Raw genomic sequence first — 24,923 nt, forward strand, 5'->3', positions numbered from 1 at the left:
GCAATTAACTAAGTGGTCGCCGGTTCGGGCTCGTTGGCGTGATTCAGGATATCTAACAGTTCTTGCTTGACCTCGGCGACCGTCTTGTCACTGATCTGCGTGGCCGCGTTGGACAGGTGACCACCGCCGCCCATGGCTTCCATGGTCAGCTGCACGTTGATCTCACCCAGCGACCGCGCGGAAATGCCAACACGGCCGTCCGCCCGGCGCGTAATGACGAACGAGGCATCCACGCCCGACATATTCAAGAGGTCATCGGCCGCCTGCGCTGCCGTCACGGGATCGTAGGTCTGATCCTCTTCGCCGGTGATCAAGGCCATATCTTCATTAACGAACTCAACCATTTCAATCAAATGATTGCGTTGCAGGTAACTATCCACATTTTCCTTCATGTATTGCTGCATTTCCACAGCATCGGCCCCGGCTGACCGCAAGTAACTGGCGGCGTCAAAGGTCCGGGTCCCGGTCCGCAACGAGAAGTGCTTGGTATCCACGAAGATCCCCGTCAACATGGCCGTGGCTTCCAGCTTGTTGATCGGTTCGCTTTCTTGGGACTGGTACTCAAACATTTCGGTAATCAACTCACACGTCGAGCTGGCATACGGTTCGATGTAGACCAGCAGTGGATTTTCAGGGAATTCCTCGCCCCGCCGGTGATGGTCAATGATCATGACCCGGTTTTCCAGGCGTTGATAAAGTTCCGCGGAAATCGAGATGGACGGCTTCGAGTGGTCGACCATCAAGAGCATGCTCTGGTCGGTCGCCTTTTCCAAGGCCTCTGCTGGCGAAATGATGGCCGCATCCACGTCCGGATAGGCCTTCAAATTATCCAACAGCCGTTGCACGTCGGAGTGGACGGTCTCCTTGTCGAGCACAATCCAACAGGTCTTGTTGTTCATCTTGGCGATCCGACGAATCCCCAAGCAAGCGCCCAGCGAATCCATGTCCGGTTGCGTGTGCCCTTGCACGAAGATCTGGTCGGACTCGCTCATCAGTTCCTGGAGCGCCTGGGAAATCATCCGCGCCCGGACCCGCGTCCGTTTCTCCATCGGGTTGGTCTTACCGCCGTAGTAGCGGGCCTCTTGGTCGGCCGCCTTAACGACGACTTGGTCCCCACCCCGACCAAGGGCCAGGTCCAAATTACTCTGGGCTTGATCGGCCAGTTTGTTCAGGTTGGCATCGCCATACGCAATCCCCATACTCAAGGTCAACGGGAAGTTTTGCTTCGACGTGCTCTCCCGAATCGTATCAAGGATCTTGAACTTATCTGCCTCGATGGCCGCCAGTGACTTCGCATAGGCCAACACGAAGTAATGGTCGTCATCCAGTTGTTTCAGGTACATATCAAATTGCTGGACCCAAGCGGACAACTCGTTGGTCACGTAATTACGTAGGTTAGAAATATCTTGGTCGGTCATCGACTGCGTAATTTCATCGTAGTTATCCAAGAAAATCTGGCCGATTGCAATCTTTTCATTATCGTATTGCTCTTGAATCAGCTGATAATGCGTGATGTCGTACAGGTAGACCGCGTGGAAATCCGGTTGGACGTACAGCGTGAAGCGATAGTCTCGCCAACGCACGGTCGTCATGGTCTGCGGCTCTACTGAGGCTACTAACTTAGCCAGGTCCTCATCGACATCGTTGAGCGGTCGATTTAACACGTCAGTATCCCCAAAGTAGTGCTGCAGGTAAGGATTGACCCACTCAACCTGATCATTGTCGCCCAGAATCATGACACCCGGCGGCATGCGGATCAGCGCCTCCTGCTCGCCTTGCTGGATGCGAAACGACAGGTCGGAAATGTACTGCGTGGTGTCGGCCCCGATTTCTGCCATGGTGTTAAAGACCAATAGCATCGAGATGCCCACCAGCACTAAAATGACGAGGCCAAAAATCCAATTCAACAGAAACGACAGTACAATGCCGAGAATCGCCAACAGTGCCATCAGCACCGCGATTCCCCGCAGCCGCCGGTTCTGTAAGAATTCAGGCACATTGGCTCGCGAAAATATTTTATTCATACTTGCTCCTCATCTGTTTCATCGAAAAAGTTATGGTTACCCGAGCGATTGCCGCCGGGTCAGAAAGTTACAAATAATACCTTTATTTTAGCACACTTCGGGGTCAGGACAAAACGTTGGCCTGGTTTAAAAACCGCGTCACGACGGGCTTGCTTGGAAATGTTACGGGACCTGATTTTCAGTCTAAAAGTGCTTGACCTTGACGCCACGACAACCCTTATAGTAGGTTGTAAGCAAGACAGGAGGTGGTCACCTTGACCTACACGATTCAGGCGCTGGCTAGACTTGCCGGCGTCAGTCCCCGCACGCTACGCTACTACGACCAAATCGGCTTGGTGCCAGCCACTCGGAACCCCCACAACGGTTACCGGACATATTCGCCAGCCGCCGTGGATCGATTACAGCTGATTCGCTACTTTCAGTTGTTTGGCTTCACGCTAGCCCAGATTCAAGCACTCTTGGCGCAATCCCCTGAAGCACAAACGGCCGCCCTCACCGCACAACGCACCCAATTAGCCCAGCAACGTGACCACCTCACGGCCCTGCTGACCACTTTAGACCGCACATTAGCGGCCAGAAACGGAGATCTGCCCATGACCGATTCAGAAAAATTTGCCGCATTCAAACGCGAGCAGCTCACTACGAATGACCAGCAATTTGGCGACGAGGTTCGTCACCGGTACGGTGAAGCCACTTTTACCGCCAGTCAGCAAAAATTCGCTGCCCTTAGCGAAGCCGACTATCGCCGCATGCAGGCTACCGAGCAGCAGCTGTTGCAAGCCTTGAAAACCGTGACTCGTAGCGGCGATTTAACCAGCGCCACAGCCCACCGCGTTTACGATTTGCATCGCGAGTGGCTATGTTTCACGTGGAACAATTACTCAGCAGTTGCCCACCGTGGCTTGGCTCAACTGTATCTAACCGATGACCGCTTCGCCCAGTATTATAATGAGCGGGTCGGCTTACCCAACGCGACCAAAACGCTGGTCGCCATCATTTTACAAGACGCCCACTAACCGGTGATGTTTCACATGAAACATTTTTGCCGTAACAAAAAAAGGCCAACCACATCACTGTAGTTGGTCTCTTTTATTTGAAGGATTAACCTTCTTCACTGACGAAAGGCATTAAGCCCATAATCCGTGAACGCTTGATAGCGATAGTTAACTTACGTTGGTTCTTGGCACTAGTACCAGTAACCCGGCGAGGTAAGATCTTACCCCGTTCAGAGATGAACCGACGCAATAAGTCAGTATCTTTGTAATCAATGTATTCGATGTGGTTGGCTGCAATAAAGTCAACCTTACGACGGCGACGGCCGCCACGACGTTGTCCTGCCATAGGAAATTCCCTCCTCGTATTTAGAAATTAGAACGGTAAATCATCATCGGAAATGTCAATTGAATCACCGGAGTTGGCAAACGGATCGGCTGAGTTATTGTTCCCAGCATTCCCCTGATTGTTGTTTCCGGGATTAGGTGTCGTATTTTGAGTAGGACCAGACTGTGCTGGATTACCACTCGTGTACGGGTTGGCATTTTGATTCTGATTCTGCTGAGGAGCATTATTATTCATGGAACCGCCATTGTAGTTACCACCGGCGTTATTGTTCGCGTTGCGTGAACGCGGTTCAAGGAACGAAAAGTCCTCGACAACAACTTCGGTAACGTAAACACGTTGGCCCTGTTGATTTTCGTAATTCCGGGTCTGGATGCGCCCTTCAATTCCAACAAGGGAACCCTTGTGGAAGAAGTTGGCAAAGTTTTCCGCAGATTTGCGCCAAATGACACAACTTACGAAATCAGCTTCCCGTTCACCAGATTTGTTGGTGAACCGCCGATCAACGGCCAGCGTGAAGGTGGCAACAGCAGCACCGCCTTGGGTGTAGCGTAAGTCAACATCCCGTGTCAGTCGGCCAGTAAGTACTACTCGGTTGATCATTGCTGAATAACTCCTCTCAAAAAGTTAAAGTTTAAATTAGTCTTCGCGCTTAACGATCATGTGACGTAAGATGCTGTCATTGATCTTGGATAAACGGTCGAATTCGTTTAAGGCTTCGTCATTAGTTGCGTTTAACGTGATAACGTGGTAGATACCTTCGTTAAAGCCACCAATTTCGTATGCGAACCGACGCTTTGACCAGTCTTTCGAGTTGATCAATTCTGCACCGTTGTCAGTCAGTAACTTGTCGAAGCGTTCAACCAAAGCGGTCTTTGCGGCATCGTCAAGGTCTGGACGAATGATGTAGGTGATTTCGTATTTAGTAGTTTCCATGAATGTTACACCTCCTTATGGACTTCAGGCCCCCGCTGCAATGCGGAAGCAAGGAGAGACACTAGCGTAAGCCAGATACTCACAAGCTAGTAGTATAGCATAGATTGATTGCTGAAGCAAATCGGGGCCGACCGATGGGTTGCTTACTTACGTTACATAGGTCAACTCCGTAAAAAATCCACGAATATTTTTTGCCAGACCAACTTTTTTTAAAATTATTCTGGCTGGTCTGCCAACCGAAAGAACGCTGCTCGTTCCGGCTGTGTCATTTTCAGTGCCAGCGCCAATAACAGGTAACAATCTGGCAATAAATACGTACTCTGCTGTTGTTCGTCCCAGGCAATGGCTTCTCGTAAATACTGAATTGCTGCTTGTGGGCGGTTTAAGTTTAAAAGCGTTTGGGCGTATTGGTAAAAGACCAGTGTTAAATTTGCCGAAGCATCCCGTACGCGGCCCTGGCGCATAACGGTCACGGCGCGGTCAAACCCCGACAGGTCCGGGTCAGCCGACGCAAGGCCACTGACGCTATTTTCCGCCGCCAGTAATAGCAGGTCCAGCGAGCGGTAGATCTGGGGATACTGCGGTGTCATGAACATGAGTCCGGCCCGCAAATGCAGCTGGGCCGCCTCCACATCCCCAATTGCCGCCAACGACCGTCCATAGTAATACAAGACGGCTTGGCGATCTGTGTCGGTCGTCAGCTGATGAAGCACATCACCAGCGGCCACATTAGCCACCAGTTGCCCGTAGGCCTGATGCTGCCACCAAGATTGTAGCTGCCGACTAAACGCTGGCAGACGGTGAATGGGGTAGCTCTGCGGCAGTGGTTGATTGCGCACGATGCCTAATTGCTGATACAGTTGCGTCAACTGTGCCACGCTCGGCGACTGCTGCCCCTGTTCAATTGCTGCCAACACATTCAGTGGACACAAACGCGTCGCCAAAGCGGCCAGCGCCACGCCTTGTTGTTGGCGACACTGATGTAAATAACTGCCGACAGATTCTCCCGTCATCGTCCTTCCCCCTACTCTCGATTTAGTTGTTAATGCTAAGATACCAAACGGTAAAGAGAAAGTAAACAGATTAAATCATATACAATTATTTAAATATTTTAAACAATTTTGATTATACCAGGATTAATCAACGACCATCCTATTCGATATAATATCATCACTAAACAGCTAAACTCGCAAAACGATTAGTCACTGTATAAATTACTTAAGTATTTACCGTCGACGCCACCAATACCATCCTAAGACTCCTAGCATCAGGCTGCCCCAAATCAGGGCTACCTGAGACAGCTGTTCACCCGTTGCGGGTAATTGTCGATTCGTGGGCTGAGCTGCTGTAGACTGCGCTCGTGGGTGTCTTGCCGGTGAACCTGCTGACTGCCGCGGACGTTTTCGCTGTACTGGCTGGGAGATAGGTTTACCCGGCTGTTTTGGCGAATCAATCGTATCGGCAGAATTCCCCGTATGCACTGGTTGATCTGGCTGCGGTGTGACTTGTGCGGCTGCAGACCCAGATTTGCTGGGTTGTGTCGGTTTCGGCTGAGGGTTTGGGTTGAGGGTTGGTGCTGGGTTTGGCTCCGGATTTGGTCTCGGGGTTGGGCCCGGGTTGGGCCCCGGATTTGGTTCTGGGTTTGGCGCTGGGTTTGGCGCTGGATTTGGCCCTGGATTCGGTTCTGGGTTTGGCTCCGGATTCGGCTCCGGATTGGGTTCTGGTTTCGGCTCTGGACTTGGTTCTGGGCTTGGTTCTGGGCTTGGTTCCGGGTTGGGCCCTGGGTTCGGTTCCGGATTTGGTTCCGGATTTGGTTCCGGATTTGGCCCTGGATTCGGGCTCGGTTCTGGGCTCGGTTCTGGGTCAGGGTCAGGGTCAGGGTCAGGGTCAGGCCCCGGTGCAGGCGTCACCGGTAAGTGCCGATAATACAATTTGACAGACTGCCGCTCCTCTGTGAATTCCACGGACAGGTTGCCCGTGCTACTCCGCACAAACTCATATCCCGGAATCATCGGTGGCGTCAGGGAATAATTGGTACTGAGTTCTCCTCGTCTTACTTGTGACGGTGCCAGCGTCGCGTGCGTGGCCTGGTCTTCATAGTCAATCTGTATTTCAGACATCTGTGGCTTCCGTACATAGGTGTCCGCCACCGCCGGGCCATAGTTGTGCTCCAGGTCTGAAATTGACCACAGTCGTCCCTGAGGCTGGTCGATTGTCCCCGTACCTACAGCCTGCCACTGACTTTTGGCCCGACTAGCATTGTCGGAAACATCCAGCCCCACCGTATAATTATGCTGATCCAGCAAGATATCTTTTGCGCCCAAATGTAAGGTCTCCAGATTAGACATGTTGGCCAACATTTCCTCAGCCCGCCCATCCGTCCAAAAGAAGGGATCGTCAGAGCTGTAATCAAAGTGGGTCATGTCAAAACTAGAAATATCTAGATTTCTTACGGCAGAATAATCAAACATTTTTTGCATACTGCCCGCATCATCTGTTTGCCATCCACGCACATTCAGTGTCGTCGTATGGGCTTTGCCAAACATCTGCTCAAAGTTTCTCACGTGGCGGACATCCCAATGCGATAAATCCAATGATTCCGCGCCCACATCACGAAACATCTGCTGCATCCGGGTCACGCGCCCAACGTCCCAATCCGTTAGCGCAAGGGTTTTGGCCGGCACAGACTGAAACATCATTTCCATGTCCGTGACGCGTCCCGTCTGCCAGCCGCTGACATTCAAGTAATTTAGGTACCGACACAGGCGAAACATTGATTCCATCGTGGTTACCGCGCCAACTTGCCACCGGTGTAGATCTAGTCGCTCCACGCCACTACCGCCAAACATGTCGTCCATTCTCGTAACCTGACGGGTATCCCAGTCTTCGATCCCCACTTGGGAGAGTTCCGGCGTACCATTAAACATGCCTCCCATGTTTGTAACTTGCCCCGTTTGCCAAGTACTGATTGCTAGATGCTGCAGGCTTTCCATCTCATCAAACGTATACGACATGTTCGTCACGTGGCTCACGTCCCAATGATCCAAATCCAATTGTTGAATTGCCGTCTTAGCAAACATGCCATTGATGAACTTTAAACTGGGCGTTTGCCAGTTTTCAACGTCCACTTCATACAGGGAACTATCCCCCCAAAACATATTCCACATACTGGTGACATGACTGACATCCCAAGCATCTAAATCCAAATATTCAAGCTGATGGTCCTCAGCGAACATGCTCATCATATTGGTGACATGACTGGTATCTAGCAGGTCTATTCCCCATATTCGCTCCAACTGATCTAAATTTTCAAATAAGCGGTCGCACATTGGCGGTAGCTGGACTGGTCCTAAAATCTGAATTTCTTGAATATTGGCTGAATACTTGCGCCAAGAAGGCTGGCTAGTCATTTTACCAGCCCCTATCTGAAGGACCCCATCGGCAAGCGTCCATTTACTAGTGCCAGAATACCCCGAGGCTCGAATCCCCCACATTCTGGTCGTTGTCGTCACCGCATGACCATTTTTAACTGCCAACACGGGCTGATTATCCTGCCATTCCCAGCTACACAACGCCACTCCTACAACTAGTCCCAGTTTCAAAACAAACGCAATCTGATTGCTTTTGAACCGCCACTTGCTCTGCATGATTTCCTCCTTTACTCGGTAAAGAGCCGCATTTTTATAAATTTACTCATTCTTTGCTGAATTATCAGTTAACTAACTTAACACTTTATCCTTATTCCGGATGATACCCACAACTAAGCGCAACATCGACACCACCTGTCGACCATCTTGGTCTAGACCAAGTATAGTCAGTCACTCGCGGAAATGCCAGCAATAACGTTTATAAATTAAACCATGCTAAGCTGATACAATTCTAACCGTATGAGAAGTCGCTAGACTCGGCTTTTAACCGCAACCATCAAAAAAGCAGCCATCCAGGCTGCTTTTCCGTTGCTTAATGACTGCCCAAATAAACTTTCCGGTCTAATTTAGGTGCTTGGACTGGTGTCCCTGCTGCAGTCATATCCTTGATGTAATTGACAAACGTATCCGTATCCGTGCCAACTGAGGCAACGATCTTCGTGTCCTTGAAGGCCGCAAAGTTATCACCACCGCCATGTAAGAAGTCATTGATGACGACGTTGTACGTCGCGCTCATGTCTAACGGCTCCCCGTTGGCTTGCGTAATTGCTGTCACTTGATATGGCGTATCTACTCCGCCAGCAGGATTGTCTGCATACGTGTAGTGTAATCCGGCAATTTGTAAGTAGTAAGCTTGCTTTTCATCATACTGCTGGTTCAAGGCATCCTTGATCTGTTGACCCGTCATTTCAACGACTTGTAAGATATTGCCAAATGGTTGAACAGCTGTCGCCGCACCCCAAGTGATTGATTTGTCAGGTTTAACGACTAAGTCAGACCGAACACCACCGTTGTTGGTCATTGCAAAATCAGCCTTGGTACCCAATTTATTAGCCTCATACAGTTGCCCGTCAACGACCAATTCACCAGCCGCATTTTCCATCGTCTTGGAATTATTGAGTCGGCCCGTAATCGTCGTGGCATCCGCAGCTTGGCCAATTACTGCGTTAACTTGCGGCGCAACTCGTTTATCAGCATCTGCTACGATAGCCGAGACTTTGGCGTTGTCCTTGACCTTAGGCGCTTGGTTCTTCGGTAGCACGGGGTATACGTGAGAGACTAGACGCATGAACTTTCCAGTCTTGGGATTGATGTACCCTTGCGTATTGTTGTACGCCTTGCCCGTGTAGACTGCCTGAACGACCCGTGTCTTGCCGACCGTCGCATTTGCATACTGATGAGAATGCCCGGCCACGTACAGTCCGACGTTATTCTTAGGATCGGTTTGGTTGACCTTCTTTAAAATATCGACGGCTGAGCCACTGGTTTGCTTGCCATAAGTCGAGACCCCAGTATGGGCTAAGACGACCACCGCTTTGACCCCCTTCTTATTGAGAATCCGGTCATACTTCTTGATGGTCTGCGCTTCATCTAAGATTTGATAATCCTGATAGTTTTGCAAGAGCGTCAGGCTAGGCAGGTCCGTCGTTTCAATGCCGATGAACCCCACCTTAGCCTTCTTACCGTGAGCTTTGACCGTCTTGATCACGTAAGGCTTATACCCGTAAGGTCGCTTATGATTACTCTTCTTGACCACGTTGGCGACCACTAGCTTGATCTTAGAATTTTGGTGTGGATACTTCTGAATTAAAGAAGATGCTGTCGCTACAGGCTTCTTCCCCGTTAGGATACGATTGAACTCGCCCAAGCCATGATCAAATTCGTGGTTACCCAACGTTCCGATTTGAAATTTCATGGCTTTTAGCGCGTGCATTGTTGATTCGTGGGCCAACAGGGTCGAGTTCGCCGGTGAGGCCCCGACCATGTCCCCTGCTTCTACCCGGAAGGTATTCTTAGAGTGTTGGACTTTTTTAAATTGGTTTTGTGCTTGATCTAAACCCGCCGCTAACCGCGTGACCGTTCCCACGCCTTCGTAGGTCTTGGTCCCAATATTGACGGATCCAGTCGTTTCCAAGCCCCCATGCAAGTCATTGATTCCGAGAACTTGAATCGGAATTGCTTGCTTATATTTCTTCGGCACCGAACGATACCCTGGTTGTGTGGTTGGCGCGGCGTAACGGTCCGTCTTAGTCGTGACCTTTACCGCCTTAGCATTTGCCGTGACCGTTGAGAACTCCCCGCTCCCCGCAATCAATGCTGGCACTAACAGTGTGCCCATTAGGACATGTTGCCAATGATGTTTACCCATAACAAAAATACCTCCCTGAAAATCTAGTGGCTAGTAAATAGCCGTATCTTCAGCGTATCAGTGAAAATTATTACAAACAATTCCTTTTTAAATTAAAATCAACGGGTCATTTTAAACCGGCAATGTATCCGGTTGGTTGCCATGAAACACCAAACTTTTACTGGGGAAATACTAGCTGAAAATGGCTATACTTCGGGTTTTCAGTTGTGTCAATCGCTGAGGGTTAATCGTTTTACTTTCAATCATTTACGCATTTACGTAGACAAAAAAATTCCTACCTCAAATCACCTGGTAGGAATTTTTAAAACACGTTATCTAATTAATCTTCCGGCGCATCAGAATCCGGCGTCGTCGTGGCGTTGTCCGGCGCAGTAGCCGGTGCCGTCTCACTGGCGGCACTGCTATCTGCGTTGGCATCGTCATCGGCGGAGTCATCTTCCTTGTCGACCTTAGCCATCGTTGCGACCTTGGTGTCGTCTGCCAAGCGAATCAGGTGAACCCCTAAGGTTGCCCGGCCCGTTTCGGAAACGTCACTGCCGCTAAAGCGGATCATAACCCCTTTGTCGGTGACCAACATAATGTCTTCGTCACCGTCTAAGGTCGTCAAGCCAGCTAACGGCCCGTTCTTGGTCGTTACGTTGACCGTCTTGATTCCTTTACCACCACGGCCCTTGATTGGGTATTCGCTAGCGGCCGTTTGCTTCCCATAACCCTTTTCGGAAATGACAAACACACGACTATCGGGCTTCAAGACGCTGGCGCCAATCACGTAGTCGCTGTCCCGCAGGCGAATCCCGCGGACACCCGTGGCTGAACGCCCCATGGAGCGGACGTCTTGCGCCGCAAAGCTGACGGCGTACCCCAAGTGGGTCCCAATGATCATGTTGGCATCGGCATTGATGATGTCCACGTCGATCAGTTCGTCGTTTTCCTTCAAGTTGATGGCCTTCAGACCATTACTACGGATATTGGCAAACTCATCGACTGGCGTCCGTTTGACCGTTCCTTGCACAGTCGTGAAGAACAGGTCACGCTTACCGTTTTCGCCCGGATTGGCGACGTTGATAACCGCCTGAACGTGTTCGTTATTGTTGATACCCAGCAGGTTGATCACCGGAATCCCCTTGGCAGTCCGGCCGTATTCAGGGATTTCGTACCCCTTCATCCGGTAGACCTTCCCGGTATTGGTGAAGAACAGCAGCATATCGTGCGTGGAGGTCGCCACGAGGTGTTCGATGAAGTCATCATCGTGCACGCCCATGCCTTGGACCCCTTTACCGCCACGGTTTTGGGCCTTAAATTCAGACGTTGGTAACCGCTTGATGTAGCCGTTGTGCGTCAAGGAGACCACGACGTCTTCTTCGGCGATCAAGTCTTCGTCTTCCAAACTGAGGACTTCGCCGACCATCAATTCGGTCCGACGAGCATCCCCAAATTTATTTTGAATGTCTAATAATTCTTGGTAAATGATGTCTTGTTGGCGTTCCTTGGAGGCCAAGATTTCCTTGTAGTCCTTGATGTTCGCCATGACATCGTTGTATTCCTTTTCGACCTTTTCCCGTTCCAAACCGGTCAGCCGAACCAACCGCATGTCCAAAATGGCTTGTGATTGCTTGTCTGACAGGCTGTAGCGAGTCATCAATTCATTCTTCGCGACTTCCGCCGTTTGGGACTGACGAATGATCGTGATGATGGCATCAATGTGGTCTAAGGCGATCCGCAACCCTTCCAGGATGTGGGCCCGGGCTTCGGCCTTCCGCAATTCAAAGGCCGTCCGACGCTTGATGACCTGCAGCTGGAATTCCAAGTAGTACTGTAAGATGGCCTTTAAGCCCAGCACTTTAGGCGCACCGTTAACGATGGCTAACATGTTGATCCCAAATGACGTCTGCATCAACGTCATCTTGTACAGGTTGTTCAAAATGACCTCGGCACTGGCATCCCGGCGCACGTCGATCACGATGCGCATCCCGGTCCGGTCGGTTTCATCGTTGACATCCGTGATGCCTTCGATTCGCTTATCCCGGGCCAATTCAGCGATCCGTTCGATCAGCTTGGCCTTGTTGACCATGTACGGAATTTCCGTGGCCACGATTCGTTGCTTACCGTTCTTTTCTTCTTCGATATCGACCTTGGCCCGCAACGTGATGGTGCCTTTCCCGGTCTCGTAAGCCCGGCGAATGGCCGCTTTACCCATGACAATCCCACCGGTTGGGAAGTCGGGACCTGGTAAGGCCTCCATCAACTCAGCCAAGCTGGCATCGGGGTTCTTCATCAAGATGTGTAGCGCACTGATTACTTCCGTCAGGTTGTGTGGCGGAATGTTGGTCGCCATCCCCACGGCGATCCCGGAAGCCCCGTTGACTAACAGGTTCGGGAAGCGTGATGGTAAGACGACGGGTTCCCGTTCGGACCCATCATAGTTATCTTGAAAATCAATCGTATCTTTGTTGATATCCCGCAGCATTTCCATGGCGATTTTACTCAACCGTGCTTCGGTATACCGCATGGCGGCGGCCCCATCACCATCGACAGAACCAAAGTTCCCGTGACCGTCGACTAACATGTAGCGGTACGAGAAATCTTGCGCCATCCGCACCATGGATTCGTACACGGCGGAATCCCCATGCGGATGATATTTCCCGAGGACATCCCCGACCATCCGGGCTGATTTCCGGAATGGCTTGTCGGGCGTAATCCCCAGTTCATGCATATCGTACAAAATCCGGCGGTGGACTGGCTTCAAGCCATCCCGCACGTCCGGTAACGCCCGTTGAACAATCACACTCATTGCGTAATCCAAGAAGGATGAGCGCATCGTTTGTGACAGGTCAACGTCGGTAATCCGACTTAAATAATTTTGATCATCAGCCAAATTTTTACCCTCCGTTCTTCCCTAACACTCACTAAACATCCAACTCAGCAAAGGTGGCATTGTCCTCGATGAACTCACGGCGGGGCGCCACTTTATCGCCCATCAACATGCTAAAGACTTGGTCCGCGTTGATGGCATCATCCGCGTCGACCCGTAGCAAACGGCGGTTCTCCGGATTCATGGTCGTGTCCCAAAGCTGTTCGGCATCCATTTCACCTAACCCTTTGTACCGTTGAATCTGGGGCTTCGGTGCTGGTGGCAATTGACCGAGCAACTCTTTCAATTCATCGTCGGTGTCCAAATACCGTTGCATCTTACCTTGACGCACCCGGTACAGTGGTGGACAAGCAATGTAAACGTACCCGGCATCGAGCAATGGCCGCATGTAGCGGTAGACCAGCGTCAAGAGCAGCGTCCGAATGTGGGCGCCATCGACATCGGCATCGGTCATGATGATTAGCTTGTGATAGTTGGCTTTGGCCACATCAAAATCATTACCAAAGCCCGTCCCCATGGCGGTAAACAGCGAACGAATTTCTTCGTTGGCTAAGATCCGGTCCATAGAGGCCTTTTCAACGTTCAAAATCTTCCCCCGAATCGGCAGGATGGCTTGCGTCAACCGCGAACGGCCTTGCTTAGCTGACCCACCGGCGGAGTCCCCTTCGACGATGAACAGTTCGGAGATTTCCGGGTCCTTGGACGTGTTATCGGCCAATTTCCCCGGCAGGTTCGAAATTTCCAACCCACTCTTCTTACGGGTGACTTCCCGAGCGCGTTTGGCAGCGACCCGAGCCTTAGATGCCAAGTTCCCCTTGTCGACGATTTTCTTGGCCACGTCAGGGTGTTCCATCAAGAAACGCATGAAGTGGTCGGCAAACGTGTGGTCCACGGCCGTTCGTGCATCTGAGTTCCCTAACTTGGTCTTGGTCTGTCCTTCGAATTGAGGATCCGGGTGCTTGACGGAAACGACGGCCGTTAACCCTTCACGGACATCATCCCCGGTCAGGTTGGCTTCGTTATCCTTCATCAGCTTGTTTTGGCGGGCATAGTCATTGACGACCCGCGTCAACGCCCGCTTGAACCCTTCTTCGTGGGTCCCACCTTCATAGGTGTGGATGTTGTTGGTAAACGTCAACAGGTTGTTGTGATAATCGTCAGTGTATTGTAAGGCCACTTCAACCGTGATCCCGTTTTCTTGCCCTTCCACGTAAATTGGGGGTTCGAACAGGGTCTCTTTGTTTTCGTTTAAATAATCAACGTAGTGGCGAATCCCACCTTCGTACAGGAAGTCGTCTTCCGTGGGCTTTTCTGGGCGTTCATCACGAATCGTGATGCGTAAGCCCTTGTTTAAGAAGGCCAGTTCCCGAATCCGGGTCGTCAACGTCTTGATATCAAACGTCGTCGTATCCCGGAAGATATCTGGGTCTGGTAAGAAGTGCACGATGGTCCCGTGTTGGTCTTCGGGTAAGCCCTCTTCGACCACCCGCATCGGCGTGACCACGTGGCCACGATTGAAGGTGATGCCGTACTTCTTGCCGCCCCGGATGACTTGGGCATCCAGTTCGGTCGACAGGGCGTTCACGACGGACGCACCAACCCCGTGCAGCCCACCAGAGACCTTGTACCCGCCACCGCCGAATTTACCCCCGGCGTGCAGGATGGTGAAGACCGTTTCCAAAGCGGGCTTGCCCGTCTTCTTTTGGATATCGATGGGAATCCCCCGTCCGTTATCCGTCACGGTCACACTATTATCTTTATTAACGGTCACGTGAATCTCATCGGCAAAGCCCGCCAAGGCTTCATCGATCCCGTTATCTACAATTTCCCAGACCAAGTGGTGCAGACCTTGGGCACTCGTCGAGCCAATGTACATCCCGGGCCGTTTCCGGACCGCTTCCAAGCCCTCTAAGACTTGAATCTGGCTGGCATCGTATTCCCGTGCCTGTTCTGCTTTGGTTTCGTGTTCGTAATCAGCCACTGCCTAATCCTCCTTTGTTGCTGCGTCGTTTGCCGACGCGTCGGCCACCACGGACCCCGCGGCCACGTGAAAAATGGTCGGGTCCTTGATCAGCTGGCGGGTGATACCGCTCAGACTGGTGGTGGTAATAAACGTTTGGACTTTATCCTGAATTGCCGTCAGCAGATGGGTCTGCCGGGCATCGTCGAGTTCGGAGAGCACGTCGTCTAACAATAAGACGGGATACTCACCGGTCTCTTCTTTCATCAAATCAATCTCGGCCAACTTCACGCTGAGCGCCGTGGTCCGCTGCTGGCCTTGCGACCCGAACGTTTGCACGTTCTTGCCGTTGACCTGAAAATGCAAGTCGTCGCGGTGGGGCCCCACCAGGGTCGTCCCCTGGTAAAGCTCCTTATCGCGTTGCTTGGCATACAGCGCTGTTAACGCCGCACAAATGGTCTTGGCATCCGTCAACTGGTCGTCGGGGACCTGTGTGGCGTAGTGAAACGTCAACTCCTCGCGTTGCTGCGAGATCTCGGCGTGAATCGCCTGGGCCCAATGCTCCAATTTCTGTAGCATATTTAAGCGCTGAGCAATGATCTCCGCCCCGTAAGCCGCTAACTGATCAGACAGTACAGACAAAAAAAGGAGGTCCTTTTTCTGTTTGTGCTGCAGATCTTTCAAGTAGCGATTCCGCTGCTTTAACAACGTCCGATACTGGCTCAGATTGTAGAGGTAGCGCGGATTCATCTGGCCGAACTCCATGTCCATGAACCGCCGACGCACGGATGGTGCGCCCTTGACGATGGCCAAGTCTTCCGGTGCAAACAAAATCACGTTGAGCTGCCCCACGTACTGCGACAAGCGGGCCTGTTCCAGGTGATTGACCTTGGCTCGTTTGCCCTGACGCGAAAAGGTCAGCTCTAACGGCACCGTCCCGGCACTCTTGACCACTTTGCCACTGACCTTGGCCGTTTTGGCCTGCCAGTTGACGAGATCGTGGTCGTTGGCCGTCCGGTGACTACGCGTTAGCGCCAACACATAAATGGCCTCTAATAGATTGGTTTTACCCTGTGCATTTTCGCCCAACAAGACGTTGATTCCGCGGCCTAGCTGCAGATCAGCGCTTGGGTAGTTGCGAAAATGCTGCAACTGCAACTCCTGCAAATACATTATTCACCCTGCTTTGAGCGTATAAAAAATAATCCTGCCTCAGGTACGGCGACCGTATCACCTGGATACAGCTTGCGGCCCCGCCGATTATCCGGCTCGTCATTGACATTTACGGTGTTTTCCCGCAAATACCATTTGGCTTGACCGCCCGTACTGATCACGGATTCTTCTTTGAGTAACTGGCCTAAAGTGATGTAGGGCGTCTCAATGAAAACTTCTTTTTTCACAATTTCACCCCTTATTTTTCTTCTCTTATATTATACCGCTTTTTACCGCAAAGGTACAGTTGAACTACCTTATTTTTCGCCTCTCAGCCGATTTATGCCGTTCTTGATATTTTTGCCAAAAAACCAGTAAATTTGCTCAGAGCCAAAAATAACCCGGTTACGGCGGAAATCGCCAAAATTTAGCCGGATTTTTCATAAAAATTGTTATGTTAACCGTTTATGGGGCCTGAGAGTGGGTCACAGGCGGTTAACCGGCAACTATTAAGTCGCTAATTGCCTGTAAAAACAGGCTGCGGCTAGTTAAACTTAGCGCACCACCGCTCCCTGCCATTCCGTGGTGTCCCTTTTCGGCAGTCTTGCCCAAACAAAAAGCGCCGCCCGACAACTCGGCACGACGCTTGTGAATTTGCTTGTGAAATGGCTTGTGAAATTTGCTAGAACGTCCGCACCGGCGTGATCAACTGAATGAAGTTGCTGGTGTCTTCGGTTGGGACCAGGGTAAATGGTCGCAAGGCCGAGGTAAACGCAACGCGAATCGTACTTTGACCAAAGGAATGGAGCGCGTCTTTCATGTAATCAGGGTTGAACGAGATTTCGAGGTCCTCGCCATCCAATTCCTTAGGTGCCAAGTCTTCTTCCACATTCCCGACATCTGGGGAATTACTGAAGATGGTGACTTGGTTGTCCGCTGGCGTCAACGTTAACTTGACCACGTTGTTCCGCGATTCGTGAGACAACAGCGAGGCCCGTTCGACGGCAGCCAACAATTCTGGTGCTTCGAATTCAACGGTCGTGGACGCTTCCTTAGGGATCAACCGCGACGTATCGGGGTAGTTACCTTCCAGCAAGCGGGAGTAAAACGACGTGTCGCCCAACAGGAACAGCACTTGGTTTTCGGAGAATTGCATCTTCACGTCGGCGTCGTCATCCCCGATCATCCGGGACAATTCCGTCAGACTCTTCCCGGGAATGATGACATCAAACGTTGCGTCACTAGGCGTTGGCAATTCAATTTGCCGTTGGCTCAACCGGTGACTATCCGTGGCGACCGCCAAAAATTGGTTGTCGGACAAGACGAAGTGGACCCCGGTCAAGATCGGCCGACTCTCCTGGTTGGACACGGCAATAACCGTTTGGCCAATCAATTCCTTGAAGACAGCACCGGACAAGACGACGGAATCTGCCGCGTCGATCTCTGGCAAATGCGGATAGTTATTGGCATCTTGACCATTGATGTTAAAGGCGGCGGCCCCGGACGTGATTTCAGTTTGGAAGCCGTCTTTGACGGTGACCGTCATTTCCTTTTCGGGCAAGCGTTTAACGATTTCACTGAAGAACCGCGCCGTTAACACGATCGAACCGGGTTCATCAATGGATAAGCCCAAGTCAGGATCATCGGCCCGAATCAACGTTTCAATCGAAATATCGGCGTTGGACCCGGTTAAAAGTAACCCAGCGTCACTGGCCACGATTTTAAGTCCCGTCAAAATGGGAATCGTCGTCTTTGAAGAGATGGCCCGGGAGACGTTGTTCAGTTCCTTGACGAACGCGGCCCGGTTGATGGTGAATTTCATAAACTGACACTCCTTTTCATGGTGCGTGTGGTTTAACTTAATTAAAAGAAAAAATAGTAGCCGTAGTAGAGCGGTGTATTCTGTGGATAACTTTGAGAAACAGGCTGTGAGATTAGACTTTCCACCTGTGGATAACTTGTGGAAAACTTTGACCTTTTTCGAAATTTATCCACACACGCTGTGGTCACCTGTTTTTATCATACCGCAACTGGTCACAAAAAGACCGTCGCGAGTCTGCCGATTACTGGGTGACCAGCGACGATCTAACCGTCCTAGTGCCGCAATTCATCTTTTAAGCTGTCGATGTCTTTTTGCAGCTGGGCATCGGTCTTTAAAATTTCTGTGATCTTGTCGTAGGCGTGGATCACGGTCGTGTGGTCTTTACCGCCGAATTCGTTGCCGATACGGGGTAAGGAAGCCTCCGTGAGTTCACGGGACAGGTACATCGCAATCTGCCGGGGCATGACGATGGCCTTTTTACGTTTCTTGCCCTTGAGATCTTTGAGCGAGACGTTGAAATAGTTGGCCACGCGGTCTTGGATCACGGGAATCGTGACCGCATCGCTGGCGTTGGCTAAATTCAAACTCTTGAGCGCTTCGGCCGCCAAGTCAGTGGTGATCGGCTGATGCATCAATTGGGAGTAAGCTTGGACGCGGGCCAAAGCCCCTTCCAGCTCCCGCACGTTAGAGTCGATCTGGCCGGCGATGTAGCTGAGCGTGTCATCGGGGATGTCGATTTGATCGGCATCGGCCTTGTTGCGGAGAATGGCGATCCGTGTTTCGAGGTCCGGTGGCGTGATGTCAACGGATAATCCCCAGGCAAACCGCGAGACTAAGCGGTCTTGAAGCTTGGGAATCTCGTTAGGCAGCCGGTCGGACGTCAGCACGATTTGCTTGCCATCGTCGTAGAGGGCATTAAAAGTATGGAAGAACTCTTCTTGCGTTCCTTCCTTATTAGCGAAGAACTGAATATCATCAACTAGCAGTAAGTCAACGTTGCGGTACTCCTGACGAAACTGCTCCTGCGTCCGGGTTTGAATCGCATTGATAAAGTCATTCGTGAAGGCCTCGCTAGTCACGTATTTGACCTTGGTGTCGGGGCGATCTTCCAACATTTTGTTGCCAATCGCGTGCATCAAGTGGGTCTTGCCCAACCCGACGCCACCATAAAAGAACAGCGGATTGTACATCACGCCGGGTTCTTCTGAGACGACCAGGGCCGCAGCATGGGCCATTTGGTTGCCTTTGCCGATGACGAACGTGTCAAACGTGTAGCGAGAATTAAGCGCCGTTTCCTTCATAAAGGTCGGCGTCGGTTCAGTCGTCACCGTTTCTCCAGGGGTGGCCGTCTTGGCCTTGAGCGTCGCTTGTTGCTGGCGTTCCCCCTCTAAGATGAGGACGGGCTGAATATCTTCGTGAGCGGCTTGGTATGCGTATTCTACCAATTGCTGGTCCAGATGTTGATGGGTCCAGTAATCACGATGCAGGGGTGATGGGAGTTCCAACGTTAATTTATTGCCGTTTAGGGCAATCGGCTTGGCGGTTTCGATCCAGGTCGAGTAGGCCGTCTTTGAGTTGTTTTCTTCAAACAACGCTTTGATATCAGTCCACAAAGTTAACATATCTGGCACTGAGGTATCCCCCTATTTTAGTTTAGAAAGCTCATTGAACTTTTGGACGGACTCCGCCCAAAAGAAAACGTAAGTCCAGTGTAGCATGAAGAAAAAAAGTTTTCCACAGGGTATTTAGACCTGTGCATAATTGTTTCACAGAAAGTGAATTGAGTTTTCCACAGGGACGAGAAAATCTGTGGATAATCTTCAGTCAAATCAGTTATGCACAGGCTACTGTGGATTACAAACGTGACAGTATCAAGTGTTTCACAAGTTATCCACAGAAATCACATTCCCCAATTTTAGAAAATAAACAGCCTGTGGAACGGTGGATAACTCGGTTGGCAACTCCCGAATAACTTTTTCTGAAATAGCAACTTATCCACAAGCAAAGTGCATGAAACAAATTTTTGTCCCCACAATTTTTTTCGTGAAATCCCAAGTTAAGGTTTCATTCTGCGGATTTTTATGCTAATATGTTCAGGAAATGCATTTAGTATTTGTCTGGGCTTCCCAGATAAAAAATAAATAGTCATAGTTAAGAGAGGAGATTTTACGATGAAGCGCACTTTCCAACCAAAGAAACGTCACCGTTCACGTGTCCACGGCTTCCGCAAGCGGATGAGCACTAGCAATGGCCGTCAAGTATTAGCACGTCGCCGTCAAAAGGGACGTAAAGTATTGTCTGCATAGGCCGCTGAAGCTTCAGTGGTCTTTTTATTTTATCTGCGGGGAGACTGGATCACCAATCCCGCGCGGACTGCAAAATCGAGAACTTTGGAGATGCACATGCGAAAATCTTACCGCATTAAGAAAGAAGCGGAATTTCAGCAGGTCTTTGAAACCAGGAACTCAGTCGCCAATCGGCAATTCGTGGTCTACTCAATGGCTAAACCTGACCAGAAACACTTTCGGGTCGGCATTTCCGTCGGTAAAAAAATTGGTAACGCCGTTCACCGTAACTGGGTGAAGCGCCGGATCCGCCAGAGCCTGCTCGAGTTGAAGCCGTATCTGAAACAAGATGTGGATTTCCTCGTGATCGCTCGGCCCCGGGCTGACGGCATTAGCATGCCCGACGCGAAAAGCAGTATGGTCCACGTGTTGAAGTTAGCGAAACTGTTGGATTCCAATTATAGCGAGGAATAAACGTGAAAAACGTGAAAAAGTACAAACGTACCCTACTCATGCTGGGCATTGTCAGTCTGGTGTTTATCCTCTCCGCTTGTAGCAATAAACCAATCACCAATCAAAGTACCGGGATCTGGGACGGCCTGATCGTCTTAAACTTCTCGCGGGCGATTATCTGGTTGGCCAACTTGTTCGGCGGCAGTTATGGTGTCGGTATCATCGTGTTCACCATTATCATTCGGGTGATCTTGATGCCACTGATGATCTTCCAAACGCGTAGCATGCGGAAGACCCAAGAGGTCCAGCCCCAACTTAAGGCTCTGCAAAAGAAATATTCGTCTAAAGACCGCGAAACGATGGCCAAGCTGCAATCCGAGCAGCAGAAGCTGTATTCGGAAGCCGGCATCAACCCGTTAATGGGCTGTTTACCAGCGTTGGTCCAACTGCCAATCATCTGGGCTTTGTACCAGGCCATTTGGCGGACGGCCGTTCTGCGGTCCGGGACTTTCTTGTGGTTACAATTGGGCCACAAGGACCCGTACTTCATTTTGCCGATCTTAGCCGCCTTGGCCACGTTCGCTAGTTCGTGGTTAACGACTAAGTCAGCACCGGAAACCAATTCCATGAACACGATGATGGTCGTGGGGATGCCCGTGGTGGTCTTCTTTACCGCCTTGAACGTCCCATCATCCTTGTCGTTGTACTGGACGATTTCCTACATTTTCCAAGTGGGTCAAACCCTGCTCATCCAAAATCCGTGGAAGATTCAAGCGGAACGTGATGAGAAACAAAAGGAAAAGGCTAAGCACGACCGCGCCGTTAAGAAAGCAATTCGGCGGGCCAAGCAAAGCAAACGCAAGTAATACCTGAAAAAATGCATTTCTCAAGTCGCCAGGCCATGTGCTGGGCGGCTTTTTTTAGTCGTGGCGCTCACCTCCTTTCAGATGGCTATACTGTTACTAACGAAATGAAATTGATTTTTGTAACCTGTCAGCGATGTGACTTAAGGATTTCTTAGTTTTTGGCTGCGGGTTGAAAGTAACGCTAATTCGCTGAATCTTGAAATACCAGTATCCTAACCCCTAAAATCGGCTAAAATACTTGCATTAGCCAGGATATCGCCTGCTCAAGAGGAAGTCCGGGACGTGCAGTTGACCGAGTACCGTTGTCTCGGGGTGAAGAGGTATTCATTGGTAGCTACCACCGTAGCCGAGAGTTCGCTAGAGATGAGTTCAGCTGTGGGGGTTCCCTTAGCGGCACGGTTCACGGCGCTTAGGGAACTGGCAACTTGGAGACGCGGTTTTCGGCTTCAAGCTGAGGTCCAAGACCGTCCTTTGGCTTGGACCGACGCCCGCAGCGGACCAACTCATCTCTAGCGAACGGTAAGGCGGTCTGGTAGACTTAACGGGAAATCTAGTCAGTGTGAAGGAAACCACAACTGGTCAGTGGCCACGTATGGTATACTAAATTTTAGCGAAAAAGACATGGAGGAATGGACGATGACGATCTACACGGGGAAAACGGAAGCAGCGGCGATTGCTGCAGGTGTGGCGGCGCTCAACACCAGCCGCGACCAAGTGATAACGAAGGTGGTTGCTACCCCGCGTAAGGGCTTATTTGGCATTGGTAAACGCGATGCGATGGTCGACGTCACGCTCAAGCCGGTCGCTAAGGAAATGGCGCGACCGACCCAGCAGCCCGCCCCGAAGAAGCCGGTAGTGAAGGCTCAGCCAACGCCGAAGCCGTTCGTGAAGGCGCAACCGGCCTCCGCCACGCCTAAACCGGTCCAACCAACTGTTGACCCCGCCAAACGCCGTCAGCAGCGTCAGGCGGCCATTGAAGGCGTGCAGGACTACTTGGCGACGATTGTTGACCAACTGGGCATTGACGCCACGTTAGACGTCGAGAACACGGCCCACCGGCAGATTCACCTGGCCTTTACCACCGACAAGGAAGGTCTCCTGATTGGGAAGCACGGCCGGACGATCAATGCCCTGCAAAGTTTGGCCCAGTTATACTTGAATCATCACGGCGCGGCCCACGTGGACGTGGTACTGGATGTTGCGGGATATCGGGAACGACGGACGGCGACGTTGACCCGGCTGGCGGAGAGTACCGCCCGCGAAGTCGTGGCGACCGGCAAGCCGATTTATTTGGACCCGATGCCATCATTTGAGCGCAAACAGATTCACGCGGTCCTGGCTAAGAACCGTTACGTCAGCACTTATTCGGCCGGTAAAGAGCCGCACCGCGCGGTTGTGATTGAACCAGCATAGTTTAGGTTTGACAAATGGGCCGTTAGCCCTTATAGTGAAGACAATCATTCTTATCAAGTTTACGATAAAGTAGTGAAAGTACTTTATCCACGCAGAGTTAGGTGGCGTGGAGTAGGTGCTTTTTTTTATGGCGTTAAATGATACGCCCGGTCCGTTTGTACGGCAGAGTTCGGCAAGCCGGCCGCGTAGGCGAGGGTAAAACGAAAAAAGGAGGATGGCTCATGGCAGTCACGACCACAGAATTTGATACCATTGCGGCAATTTCGACCCCACCTGGTGAGGGGGGCATTGCCATCATTCGGTTGAGCGGTGAAGAAGTCTTTGCCGTTGCCGGAAAGTTGTTTAAGGGGGCTGACCTGACGCAAGTGGCCAGTCACACGATTCACTACGGCCACATCGTCGACCCAGAAACCAATGAAGAGGTCGATGAGGTCATGGTGACCGTCATGCGGGCACCAAAGACCTATACCAAAGAAGATATCATTGAGATCAACTGTCACGGTGGTATCGTGGCCACTAACCGGATCTTGCAGCTGTGCTTGAGCTACGGGGCTCGGTTAGCGGAACCTGGTGAATACACCAAGCGCGCCTTCTTGAACGGTCGGATCGATTTGACCCAAGCCGAATCCGTCATGGATCTGATTCGGGCTAAAACAGACAAGTCAATGAAGGTGGCTTTAGACCAACTAGACGGTGATTTGTCTAAATTGATTCGTAATTTGCGGCAAGACATCCTAGATGCACTGGCACAAGTAGAGGTCAATATCGACTATCCCGAATATGATGACGTGGAAACGATGACGACGAAGATGCTGTTGGAAAAGGCCCAAGAGGTCCAAAAGCAGATCAAGGTTTTACTGGCTACCGCTAAGCAAGGCAAGGTCTTGCGTGAAGGCTTGGCCACAGCCATCGTCGGCCGCCCGAACGTGGGGAAGAGTAGTTTGTTGAACCACTTGCTCCACGAAGATAAGGCCATCGTGACCGACGTGGCCGGGACCACCCGTGACGTGATTGAGGAATACGTCAACGTCAAGGGCGTGCCTCTGAAGCTGATCGACACGGCGGGAATTCGCGACACCCAAGACAAGGTCGAAAAGATTGGGGTGGAACGTTCCCGCAAGGCCATCAACACGGCCGATTTGGTCATGCTGGTCTTAAACGCCAGCGAACCACTGACGGATGAGGACCGCGAGCTGTTGCAAGCGACACAGGATACGCAACGGATTCTTATTTTAAACAAGACCGATTTACCAAATCAACTAGACATGGCAGCGGTTAAGGCTGAAGCCAAGGACAGTCCGATTATTGAAACGTCCATCCTGCAGAGTACGGGGATGGATCAATTGGAGTCGACGATTGCCCACATGTTCTTTGATGAGGGAATCGAGTCCAGTCAAAACACGGTGATGGTCACCAACGCCCGCCACATCGGGCTGTTGCACCAAGCCAGTGACGCTTTGACGGACGTACAAAGCGGTATTGCGGCGGGGATGCCCGTCGACTTGGTCCAAATCGACATGACCCGCGCCTGGGATCTACTGGGCGAGATCACCGGCGATAGCTACCAAGATGAACTGCTCGACCAACTATTCAGCCAATTCTGCCTGGGCAAATAAGCAGGGAAACAGAAATGTGAGCTGGTCGCCTGCGGCTGTCAGGAATTCTGCCTGCTATGGGGAACGATTCTAGGCAAAAAGCGGGCTACCATCTCGCCTTGAAGCTCCGCAAGTGTCACGGGTCAAAGACGTCCCAAGCTGTAGACGCCCCCAAAACGGCAGTCAACACCGTCGTCGTAGCTGGCGCCATTCCTGGCGTCTTTGAGACGTGATTTTCGGCGCAAAGCGAGAACGAGACCGCTCTTTGGCTCGTTCGGTCCGCCCACCGCGTTCCAGCCCATATTGGGCGAACGGTAGGCGACCAGCCTGGCATAATGTAGTTGAAATTAACAAACTTAGAAATGTAAAAGAGATCGTTTAACCGTTTAGCGGCTAGACATGGAGGGAAAG

Annotated in this window: 19 protein-coding genes; 6 read left to right on the top strand and 13 right to left on the bottom strand. The window is 51.2% G+C overall.

Translation table 11 applies throughout. The features are described 5' to 3' along the window. Positions 1-8 precede the first annotated feature (8 nt). Positions 9-2,024 carry a DHH family phosphoesterase gene (locus tag EKM83_RS00520; RefSeq protein WP_125574697.1) on the bottom strand — a complete coding sequence of 672 codons (2,016 nt, stop codon included), beginning with the start codon at positions 2,022-2,024 and terminating at the stop codon, positions 9-11. Positions 2,025-2,278: 254 nt separating this feature from the next. Between EKM83_RS00520 and EKM83_RS00525 the strand changes: the two genes are divergently transcribed. Continuing rightward, positions 2,279-3,040, top strand: coding sequence for a MerR family transcriptional regulator (locus EKM83_RS00525; protein WP_164505549.1), 762 nt, complete (start codon positions 2,279-2,281; stop codon positions 3,038-3,040). 85 nt (positions 3,041-3,125) lie between these two features. Here EKM83_RS00525 and rpsR read toward each other — a convergent pair whose 3' ends face one another. From rpsR to dnaA, 12 genes are all read right to left on the bottom strand, one after another. Further along, positions 3,126-3,365, bottom strand: coding sequence for a 30S ribosomal protein S18 (rpsR, locus tag EKM83_RS00530; RefSeq protein WP_048733694.1), 240 nt, complete (start codon positions 3,363-3,365; stop codon positions 3,126-3,128). A gap of 27 nt (positions 3,366-3,392) precedes the next feature. Beyond that, on the bottom strand, positions 3,393-3,965 hold the full coding sequence (ssb, locus tag EKM83_RS00535) for a single-stranded DNA-binding protein (RefSeq protein ID WP_125574699.1): 573 nt from the start codon (positions 3,963-3,965) through the stop codon (positions 3,393-3,395). 36 nt (positions 3,966-4,001) lie between these two features. Beyond that, complete coding sequence (gene rpsF, locus EKM83_RS00540) at positions 4,002-4,298, bottom strand: 30S ribosomal protein S6 (protein ID WP_125574700.1); 297 nt, start codon at positions 4,296-4,298, stop codon at positions 4,002-4,004. Positions 4,299-4,513: 215 nt separating this feature from the next. Next, positions 4,514-5,311 (bottom strand): hypothetical protein, encoded by a 798-nt coding sequence (locus EKM83_RS00545; protein WP_125574701.1) that lies wholly within the window; start codon positions 5,309-5,311, stop codon positions 4,514-4,516. Between the two features lie 213 nt (positions 5,312-5,524). Then, positions 5,525-7,945: a BspA family leucine-rich repeat surface protein gene (locus tag EKM83_RS00550; RefSeq protein WP_125574702.1), complete on the bottom strand. Its 2,421-nt coding sequence runs from the start codon at positions 7,943-7,945 to the stop codon at positions 5,525-5,527. A gap of 313 nt (positions 7,946-8,258) precedes the next feature. Beyond that, on the bottom strand, positions 8,259-10,094 hold the full coding sequence (locus tag EKM83_RS00555) for a bifunctional metallophosphatase/5'-nucleotidase (protein WP_125574703.1): 1,836 nt from the start codon (positions 10,092-10,094) through the stop codon (positions 8,259-8,261). Between the two features lie 319 nt (positions 10,095-10,413). After that, positions 10,414-12,912 (bottom strand): DNA gyrase subunit A, encoded by a 2,499-nt coding sequence (gene gyrA / locus EKM83_RS00560; RefSeq protein ID WP_125574782.1) that lies wholly within the window; start codon positions 12,910-12,912, stop codon positions 10,414-10,416. Positions 12,913-13,000: 88 nt separating this feature from the next. Further along, positions 13,001-14,947: a DNA topoisomerase (ATP-hydrolyzing) subunit B gene (gene gyrB / locus EKM83_RS00565; protein ID WP_125574704.1), complete on the bottom strand. Its 1,947-nt coding sequence runs from the start codon at positions 14,945-14,947 to the stop codon at positions 13,001-13,003. A gap of 3 nt (positions 14,948-14,950) precedes the next feature. After that, the gene (recF, locus tag EKM83_RS00570; protein ID WP_125574705.1) at positions 14,951-16,099 is read right to left on the bottom strand and encodes a DNA replication/repair protein RecF; all 1,149 of its coding nucleotides are present in this window, start codon (positions 16,097-16,099) and stop codon (positions 14,951-14,953) included. Continuing rightward, on the bottom strand, positions 16,099-16,326 hold the full coding sequence (gene yaaA / locus EKM83_RS00575; RefSeq protein WP_125574706.1) for a S4 domain-containing protein YaaA: 228 nt from the start codon (positions 16,324-16,326) through the stop codon (positions 16,099-16,101). Before yaaA ends, recF begins: the two co-directional genes overlap by 1 nt. A gap of 434 nt (positions 16,327-16,760) precedes the next feature. After that, positions 16,761-17,900 carry a DNA polymerase III subunit beta gene (gene dnaN, locus EKM83_RS00580; protein ID WP_125574707.1) on the bottom strand — a complete coding sequence of 380 codons (1,140 nt, stop codon included), beginning with the start codon at positions 17,898-17,900 and terminating at the stop codon, positions 16,761-16,763. A 272-nt stretch (positions 17,901-18,172) separates the two neighbouring features. Further along, a complete protein-coding gene (gene dnaA / locus EKM83_RS00585) occupies positions 18,173-19,531 on the bottom strand; it encodes a chromosomal replication initiator protein DnaA (protein ID WP_125574708.1) in 1,359 nt (452 codons plus the stop codon). A 540-nt stretch (positions 19,532-20,071) separates the two neighbouring features. Here dnaA and rpmH point away from each other — a divergent pair. The 5 genes from rpmH (at position 20,072) to mnmE (ending at position 24,533) form a co-directional block, all read left to right on the top strand. Continuing rightward, positions 20,072-20,206: a 50S ribosomal protein L34 gene (gene rpmH, locus EKM83_RS00590; RefSeq protein WP_081624573.1), complete on the top strand. Its 135-nt coding sequence runs from the start codon at positions 20,072-20,074 to the stop codon at positions 20,204-20,206. 96 nt (positions 20,207-20,302) lie between these two features. After that, the gene (gene rnpA, locus EKM83_RS00595) at positions 20,303-20,659 is read left to right on the top strand and encodes a ribonuclease P protein component (protein ID WP_125574709.1); all 357 of its coding nucleotides are present in this window, start codon (positions 20,303-20,305) and stop codon (positions 20,657-20,659) included. Positions 20,660-20,670: 11 nt separating this feature from the next. Beyond that, the gene (gene yidC / locus EKM83_RS00600) at positions 20,671-21,504 is read left to right on the top strand and encodes a membrane protein insertase YidC (protein WP_225418600.1); all 834 of its coding nucleotides are present in this window, start codon (positions 20,671-20,673) and stop codon (positions 21,502-21,504) included. A gap of 636 nt (positions 21,505-22,140) precedes the next feature. Further along, on the top strand, positions 22,141-22,917 hold the full coding sequence (gene jag, locus EKM83_RS00605; protein WP_125574710.1) for an RNA-binding cell elongation regulator Jag/EloR: 777 nt from the start codon (positions 22,141-22,143) through the stop codon (positions 22,915-22,917). A 221-nt stretch (positions 22,918-23,138) separates the two neighbouring features. Further along, on the top strand, positions 23,139-24,533 hold the full coding sequence (mnmE, locus tag EKM83_RS00610) for a tRNA uridine-5-carboxymethylaminomethyl(34) synthesis GTPase MnmE (RefSeq protein WP_125574711.1): 1,395 nt from the start codon (positions 23,139-23,141) through the stop codon (positions 24,531-24,533). The last annotated feature ends 390 nt before the right edge of the window (positions 24,534-24,923 follow it).

The organism is Levilactobacillus angrenensis, assembly GCF_003946085.1.
Classification (GTDB): domain Bacteria; phylum Bacillota; class Bacilli; order Lactobacillales; family Lactobacillaceae; genus Levilactobacillus; species Levilactobacillus angrenensis.